The sequence below is a fragment of the Paucibacter sp. XJ19-41 genome (assembly GCF_028462495.1).
Taxonomy (GTDB): domain Bacteria; phylum Pseudomonadota; class Gammaproteobacteria; order Burkholderiales; family Burkholderiaceae_C; genus Roseateles_E.
Map to the genome: position 1 here is coordinate 20,920 of NZ_JAQOWX010000082.1, position 6,859 is coordinate 27,778.

Below are 6,859 nucleotides of genomic sequence, written 5' to 3' on the forward strand. Positions count from 1 at the left end.
GGTCATGCAGGCACCGCCAGCGCCTTCGCGATCTTGTGCCGGGGCACCGTGGTCTTGGGCACCTTCATATCGAACCAGCTGCGCACATCCTCCTCGACGCCGATGCCGTGCATGAAGTTGTAGATGGCCTTCTTCAGCGCGCGGCCGAGGCGGTCGTGATCGACGCCCGTGGGGTCGATGAAGCCGACATCGTTCTTCGCGAAGGGACTGTCGGGCAGGGGCAGCAGCTGCACGCCGTAGTCCGCGGGGTTCATGCCCACCGGCGAATGCACGGTGCAGGCAAAACGGTGGAAGAAGCCGCTGTGGATGCAGCCGTTCTCGAACAGCTGGCGCACATACTCCAGCGCGTCCACCGTGTCCTGCACGGTCTGGGTCGGGAAGCCATACATCAGATAGGCATGCACCAGCACGCCGGCGTCGGCAAAGCCCTTGGTGACCCGCGCCACCTGCTCGACCGAGACGCCCTTCTTCATCAGCTGCAAGAGCCGGTCCGAGGCCACCTCCAGCCCGCCCGAGATCGCGATGCAGCCGCTGTCGGCCAGCTGCTGGCAGAGCTCGGGCGTGAAGGTCTTCTCGAAGCGGATATTGCCCCACCAGCTGATCGCGGTGCCGCGCTTTTCCAGCTCCAGCGCCAGCGCCTTCAGCGACTTCGGCGGCGCCGCCTCGTCGACCAGATGGAAGCCGGTCTGGCCGGTCTCGGCGACGATGGCCTCGATGCGGTCGACCAGCGTTTCGGCCGAGGCCGCGTCATAGCGCGAGATGTAGTCCAGCGAGACATCGCAGAAGCTGCATTTCTTCCAGTAGCAGCCATGGGCCACGGTCAGCTTGTTCCAGCGCCCGTCGCTCCACAGCCGGTTCATCGGGTTCAGCATGTCCAGCAGCGACAGGTATTTGTCCAGCGGCAGGCCGTCCCAGGTGGGCGTGCCCACCTCTTCAAAAGGAATGTCGGGCTCGACGAAGTTCACATAGCTCACCGCGCCGGACTCGCGCACAAAGGTCCGCACCAGGCGCTGCTGCGAGCGCTTGCCCGCTATGTGCTCCAGCAGGGCCAGCAGCGGGCGCTCGCCAGCGTCCAGCGTGATGAAGTCGACGAAGTCGAACAGGCGCGGCTCGCTGAGCTCGCGCAGCTCGGTGTTGACGAAGCCGCCGCCCAGCACGATCTTGACCGCCGGGCTGTGGGCCTTGATGGTCTGGGCGATGCGCAGTGCCGCATAGACGGCGCCGGGGAAGGGCACCGACAGCAGCACGACCTGGGGCCGATGGCGCTCGATGGCCGCCAGGGTCAGGTCTTGCAGCAGCCGGTCCACCAGGTTCGGCTGCGCCGCCAGGGCCTGGGCCAGCGGCTCGAAGGTGGGCTGGGCGGTGGCCAGCTTCTCGGCGTAGCGGACGAACTCGAAGCGCTCGTCCACCGCGTCGCGCAGCACATCGGCCAGATCGTTCAGATACAGCGTGGCCAGATGGCGGGCCCGGTCCTGCAGGCCCAGCGCGCCGAAGGCCCAGGCCAGCGGGTCGCCGCCGTCCTCATCGAGGTAGGCGTCCAGCGTCTCGAAGCGGCTGCCCTCGGGCAGGAAGGCGCGGGTGTTGATGCGGTGGGCCAGCGTCGCGTCGCCGCCCTGCAGAAAGCGTATCACCGGCGTGATCGTCGCGGCATAGCGCTCGTACTGGGCCGCGAAGCTGCGCACCTGGGCCGAGCGCTGCGCCTCGGGCGTTGCCTGCACGGCCTGATGCAGGCCGGCCAGCCCCTCGCGCGAGAACAGCGCCAGCATCAGGGCCAGCGCCAGATCCTCCTGCACCGCCGGAATCTGGCGCGAGCGCAGAAAGCCGGTCAGATAGGCGGTCGAAGGGTAGGGCGTGTTCAGCTGTGTCATCGGTGGGATGACGGCGAGCACGCGGGGAGCGAGGGAAGACATGGGAGCGGCGGCGGCGGACAAGCCGGCATTTTGCCAGGGTGGCCCGCCGCCGCTGCCGCACTCACCAGATGCGTGCGCGCTCCTTGGGGGCTCGCCACATCGGATTGCCCGGCCGGGTGCCGAAGGCCTTGTGGAAGGCGTCCAGATGCAGCAGCGGCGCGAAGCCGCGCAGTGAGCTGTTGGCGTGGTAGTCGATCGCGGCCAGCTGCCGGATGCGTTCAGGCCGCGCCTTGTAGGCCCACATCTGGGCCCAGGCCACGAAGCAGCGTTGATCGGTGCTCAGCCCGTCGACGCGGGGCTGGGCCTTGCCGCGCAGATGGCGGTGCAGGGCCGCATGCGCCAGCGTGATGCCGCCCAGGTCGGCGGTGTTCTCCGTCAGGGTCAGCACGCCGTTGTGCTTGAGCCCCGGCAGCAGGATGAACTCGCCGAACTGCTGGACCAGCAGTGCGGTGCGTTTCTCGAACTCGGCCGAGGCCTGTGGCGTCCACCAGTCGCGCAGATTGCCGGCCGGGCCGTAGCGGCGGCCGTTGCTGTCGAAACCATGGGTCAGCTCATGGCCGATGACCGCGCCGATGGTGCAGTAGTTGACGGCGGCATCGGCCCCGGGCACGTAGAAGGGCGGCTGCACGATGGCCGCTGTGATGTCGATGCTGTTGGTCTGTGGGTTGTAGGCGGCGTTCACCGAGGTGGGGGTGGTGTACGGTGGGTCGGCAAAACGCTCGTTGATGACCGGCTGGCCCAGCCGGGCCAGTTGGCGCCGCAGCGAGAACTCATCGGCCCGCTGGGTGTTGCCGAAGTGGTCGTCCGGCAGGATCTGCAGGCCGCTGAAGTCTATCCATTGCTGGGGATAGCCCACCTGGATGTCGACCTTGGCCAGCTTGTCCAGCGCGGCGCTGCGGGTCGGCGCGTCGAGCCAGGGATTCGTGCGCAGGCGCTGCTCGAACTCGTCCTTGATGTGGGCCACCATTTGCGTGATCTCACTGCGCGTGCTGGCGGGGAAATAGGCTTCGACATACAGCCGGGACAGCGGGTGGAAGAGCTGGCTGTTGATGGCCTGGGTGATCTGGCGTTCGCGCTCGGGCAGGGTCTGCAGGCCCTGGCGCTTGCGATCAAACTCCTGGGCCAGGCCGCGCCAGGGCTGGCCAAGGGACGAGGCCCGGCCGGTCAGTACATGCCAGCGCAGCAGGCTGCGCAGCTCATGGGCCGGCCGGCTGCTCAGCACCTGCTGTACTGCCTTGATGGCCGCCAGGTCGCGTACCTGCACCAGCGCCGGCTGCTGCAGGCCCAGGGCCTGCAGCTTGGCGCCAAGGTCGATGGCCGGGATCAGGGCCTGCGCATCGGCCAGCGACATCTTGTTATAGGTCATGGCCGGGTCGCGGGCCTGGATCGGGGTCAGCTGCGCGGCCGAGATCTCGGTCTCGATGGCCAGCACCGTGCGGGCCTTGTCCTCGGCATCGGACTCGCCCGCCGCCTTCAGCATGGCGCTGATATGGCCCAGATAGAGTTCGCGCACCGACTGGTTCTCGGGCTTGGCGTACTCCTCCTGGGACAGCGATTGCTGGCCGGCCACGAGCATCAGCAGATAGGACTTGCTGTCCTTGGCATCGATGGTCGGGAAGGCGTTGAGCAAGGGCGACACGCCATAGCCCAGCTCTAGCCGGGCCGAGAGCTGGCCCAGCGCGGCTGGGGGCTGGGGCAGCGTGTCGATCCGGTTCAGATCGGCTTGCAGGGGCTTGAGCCCGAGCTGATCCATGCGCTGCAGGTCCATTGCGGCGCGCCAGTAGTCGCCGATCTGCTGCTGCGGGCTGCCCGGCGCGCCCGGGGCACTGGCGGCGTTCTTGATCAAGGTCAGCAGCTGGCGATCCAGATTGGCGGCGAGCTGGGTGAAGCCGCCCACCTCGGCCTCGCTGGCGGGGATCTCGGTGTGCCGCAGCCAGTTGCCGGCCGCATAGCCGGTGAAGTCCTGGCGCGGGCTTACCCGCTTGTCCATATTCGCCGGCGAATAGCCGAGCACGGGCGTCTGCGGGTTGGCCAAAGCCGATACGGCAGGGGCGGCCAGCAAGGCCGCTGTGAGCCAGCACGCGCCGTGCGCCCGCAGGCCTGGCAGCAGAGTCATCAAGAGAATAGGCATCTTTTCATCACCTCGTCCATGTTGATAAAACGTCGCCGGCGCGACCCCGAACTGGGCCGCGCCATTCCTGCCCTATCGCGCTCAGCCCGCTATCACCCCGCAGGCCACGCGCGCTCCGCCACCGCCCAGCGGCGCCGGATGATCGGCATGGTTGTCGCCGCCGGCGTGCACCATCAGCGAGCGGTTCAGCACATCGGCCAGCTTCAGCTGCGGCCCCAGCACCGGCTGGCTGGCCGTGCCGTCGGCGGCGACATACAGCGGCGGCAGATCGCCCAGATGACCGCTGCCCCAGGGCTCGCCGTGCTTGCCGCTGCCGGCCGGGTCCAGATGGCCGCCGGCCGCCAGGGCCGGCACCATCACGCCCTCCTTGTTGGCGGCGGGCGCGCAGGACGGTTTTTCATGCACATGAAAACCGTGCNGCTGCCCCAGGGCTCGCCGTGCTTGCCGCTGCCGGCCGGGTCCAGATGGCCGCCGGCCGCCAGGGCCGGCACCATCACGCCCTCCTTGTTGGCGGCGGGCGCGCAGGACGGTTTTTCATGCACATGAAAACCGTGCAGGCCTGGCGGCAGGCCGCTCAGCGCCGGGTGGAAGACCAGACCGTAGGGCGACTCGACGATGCGCACGGTACCGACGGCGGCGCCGTCGCCGCTGGCGCCGGCGACGTTCAGGGTGACGCTGCGCTCGGCCGCCAGGGCCGGGGCGGCGGCGAGCAGGCAGGCGCCGAGCAGGGCGAGGGTGGTGCGAAGGTGTTGGGACATCGAGAGGCTCCTTGGCTTGTGTAGGTGTGGCTGCGATTCTGGCCCGCCGAGCCGGGTCGGCGAGCGGCTTCTGCCCCGCATCGAGAGGATGAATCAGGGGACAAGCCGGCTACAAACGAAACAAACCCTCAACAAAGCAGCAATCTGCTTGAGACCGGCCGCGTCGACAGTGCAGCCATGCCGGATCCCGGCATCAGGAGCACGCCATGTCCGAGCCCACGCCTTTCCCGAGCTACCGCAGCGAGGCCTTTGCCGAAGACCTGATGGAGCCGGCGCCGACCCGCCTGAACCGCCGCATCGAGGCGGTGCTGGGTTTGCTGCCGCTGTGCACGGCCCTGCTCGGCTTTGCCTTCGCGCTGATCTGATTGCCGGGCATGATGCGCGGCATGGATTTGCGAGCCCGGATTTTTGAACTGACGGCCCTGCACGGGCTTTCTGCCACCCAGGCCCTGCGCCTGCATAGGCTGGCCGGCCTCTTCGACGAGCCCGCCCCGCTGCAGCGCTGGCTGCCCCGCATCATCGCGGCGCTGGCGGCCGCGCTGGGCGGGCTGGGCCTGGTGATGTGGGTGGCGGCGAACTGGGCCGGGTTGGGGCGCTTCGAGCGCTTTGCGCTGCTGCAGGGGCTGATCCTGCTGCTGTGCGTGGGCGCGGCGCTGCGGCCGGCCGCGCGCGCGCCGCTGGCCCTGCTGGCCTTTGTGACGACCGGCGCGCTGTTCGCCTTCTTCGGCCAGACCTACCAGACCGGCGCCGATGCCTGGCAGCTGTTTGCGCTGTGGGCCGTGCTGGGCCTGCCGCTGGCTGTGGCGGTGCGCTCGGATCTGCTGTGGGCGCCCTGGGCCCTGGTGGTGCTGACCGGCATCTCGCTGTGGACCCAGACCCATACCGGGCGCAGCTGGCGGGTCCAGCCCGGGGATTTGGGTGTGCATCTGTTGGGCTTTGGCGCGATGCTGGCGCTCGGCGCCTGGCTCGGGCCGCCGCTGCGCCGCTTCACCGGCGCGGGACTGTGGTCGCTGCGGCTGGTGGCCTTGTTCGCGGTGATCGCGCTGAGCCTGAGCGCCGGCGTGGGCCTGTTCCATGAGCGCATCGCGCCGCAATACGGTCTGGGCCTGCTCATCCTGGGCCTCGCGGCCGGCTTGCTGGCGACGCGGCGCGGCTTCGATGTGTTCGCGCTCAGCGCGGTGGCGCTGGGTCTGAACGCCTTGCTGGTGCTCGGCCTGGCGCGGCTGCTGTTCAGCGACCGGGGCGATCAGGCCGGGAGTTTTCTGCTGGTGGCGCTGCTGGCCTCGGGCCTGCTGGCCGCAAGCGTCAGCGCCATCCTGCGCCTGTCCCGGCACTACAGCGGGGAGTCGGCATGAAGCATGAACTGTTGTTGAAGGCGGCGGTCGCCGAGGGCCTGCTGCCCGCCGATGCCCAGGCGCCCGCCGCCGAGCACCGACCCTGGCCGGTCGTGCTGCTGACCGCGCTGGGCGCCTGGATCGCCGCGATTCCGCTGATGGGCCTGGTGTTCGCGCTGCTGGGCGGCTTGCTCGACAGCGGGGCCGGCAGCTATCTGGTCGGCGCGGCCGTGCTGGCGGGCGCCTTGTCGCTGATGCGCCGGCCGGGCCTGCCGCTGTTTGTCGAGCAGCTGGCGCTGCCGGCCCTGATGGTGGGCGCCGGCCTGCTGGGCTTTGCGCTGTTTCGCGATCTGCCGATGCGGATGGCGGCGCTGCTGCTGCTGGGCCTGGTGCTGGCCCTGGCGACATGGCTGCAGCGGCCCTGGCTGCGGGTGCTGCTCGGCGCGGCGGGGGCGGCGCTGCTGAGCGTGCAACTGCTGCCCTCGCGCTGGTTCGACCTCGGCGGCGGCATGCTGTCCTTCTGGCTGGCTCCGCATCTGCTGCTGGCGATCTGGGCCGGCGCGCTTTGGGCTCAGCAGCGCCATGTGCTGGACGGCGCGCGGGTGCGCTGGGCCGCGCTGATCGAGGCGCTGGCCAGCGGCTGGGTGCTGGTGGCGCTGGCCGGGCTGTGCTGGCTGGCTGGCATGACGTTTCTGGTGGGCGGTGTGCTGGGCGGCTCGGCGGCTG

6 protein-coding genes and 1 pseudogene are annotated in these 6,859 nt (G+C 69.4%); 3 read left to right on the top strand and 4 right to left on the bottom strand.

Annotation, left to right across the window (positions count from 1 at the left end):
* Window positions 1–2: 2 nt before the first annotated feature.
* From PO768_RS19560 to PO768_RS19575, 4 genes and pseudogenes are all read right to left on the bottom strand, one after another.
* Window positions 3–1,910, bottom strand: a complete 1,908-nt coding sequence (locus tag PO768_RS19560; RefSeq protein WP_272647382.1) for a B12-binding domain-containing radical SAM protein — start codon at window positions 1,908–1,910, stop codon at window positions 3–5.
* Window positions 1,911–1,971: 61 nt separating this feature from the next.
* On the bottom strand, window positions 1,972–4,026 hold the full coding sequence (locus tag PO768_RS19565; protein WP_272647383.1) for a M13 family metallopeptidase: 2,055 nt from the start codon (window positions 4,024–4,026) through the stop codon (window positions 1,972–1,974).
* 96 nt (window positions 4,027–4,122) lie between these two features.
* Window positions 4,123–4,458, bottom strand: a pseudogene (locus PO768_RS19570) (superoxide dismutase family protein); the annotation flags it as partial.
* Window positions 4,398–4,880: a superoxide dismutase family protein gene (locus PO768_RS19575; protein ID WP_336297777.1), complete on the bottom strand. Its 483-nt coding sequence runs from the start codon at window positions 4,878–4,880 to the stop codon at window positions 4,398–4,400. The gene PO768_RS19575 and the pseudogene PO768_RS19570, both read right to left, overlap by 61 nt.
* Window positions 4,881–5,005: 125 nt before the next feature.
* Between PO768_RS19575 and PO768_RS19580 the strand changes: the two genes are divergently transcribed.
* The 3 genes from PO768_RS19580 to PO768_RS19590 all read left to right on the top strand — a co-directional run.
* Window positions 5,006–5,164, top strand: coding sequence for a hypothetical protein (locus tag PO768_RS19580; protein WP_171018249.1), 159 nt, complete (start codon window positions 5,006–5,008; stop codon window positions 5,162–5,164).
* Between the two features lie 21 nt (window positions 5,165–5,185).
* Window positions 5,186–6,154 carry a DUF2157 domain-containing protein gene (locus tag PO768_RS19585; RefSeq protein WP_272647385.1) on the top strand — a complete coding sequence of 323 codons (969 nt, stop codon included), beginning with the start codon at window positions 5,186–5,188 and terminating at the stop codon, window positions 6,152–6,154.
* Window positions 6,151–6,859: DUF4401 domain-containing protein (locus tag PO768_RS19590; RefSeq protein WP_272647386.1), on the top strand; the 709-nt coding region annotated here is incomplete at its 3' end. The genes PO768_RS19585 and PO768_RS19590, both read left to right, overlap by 4 nt.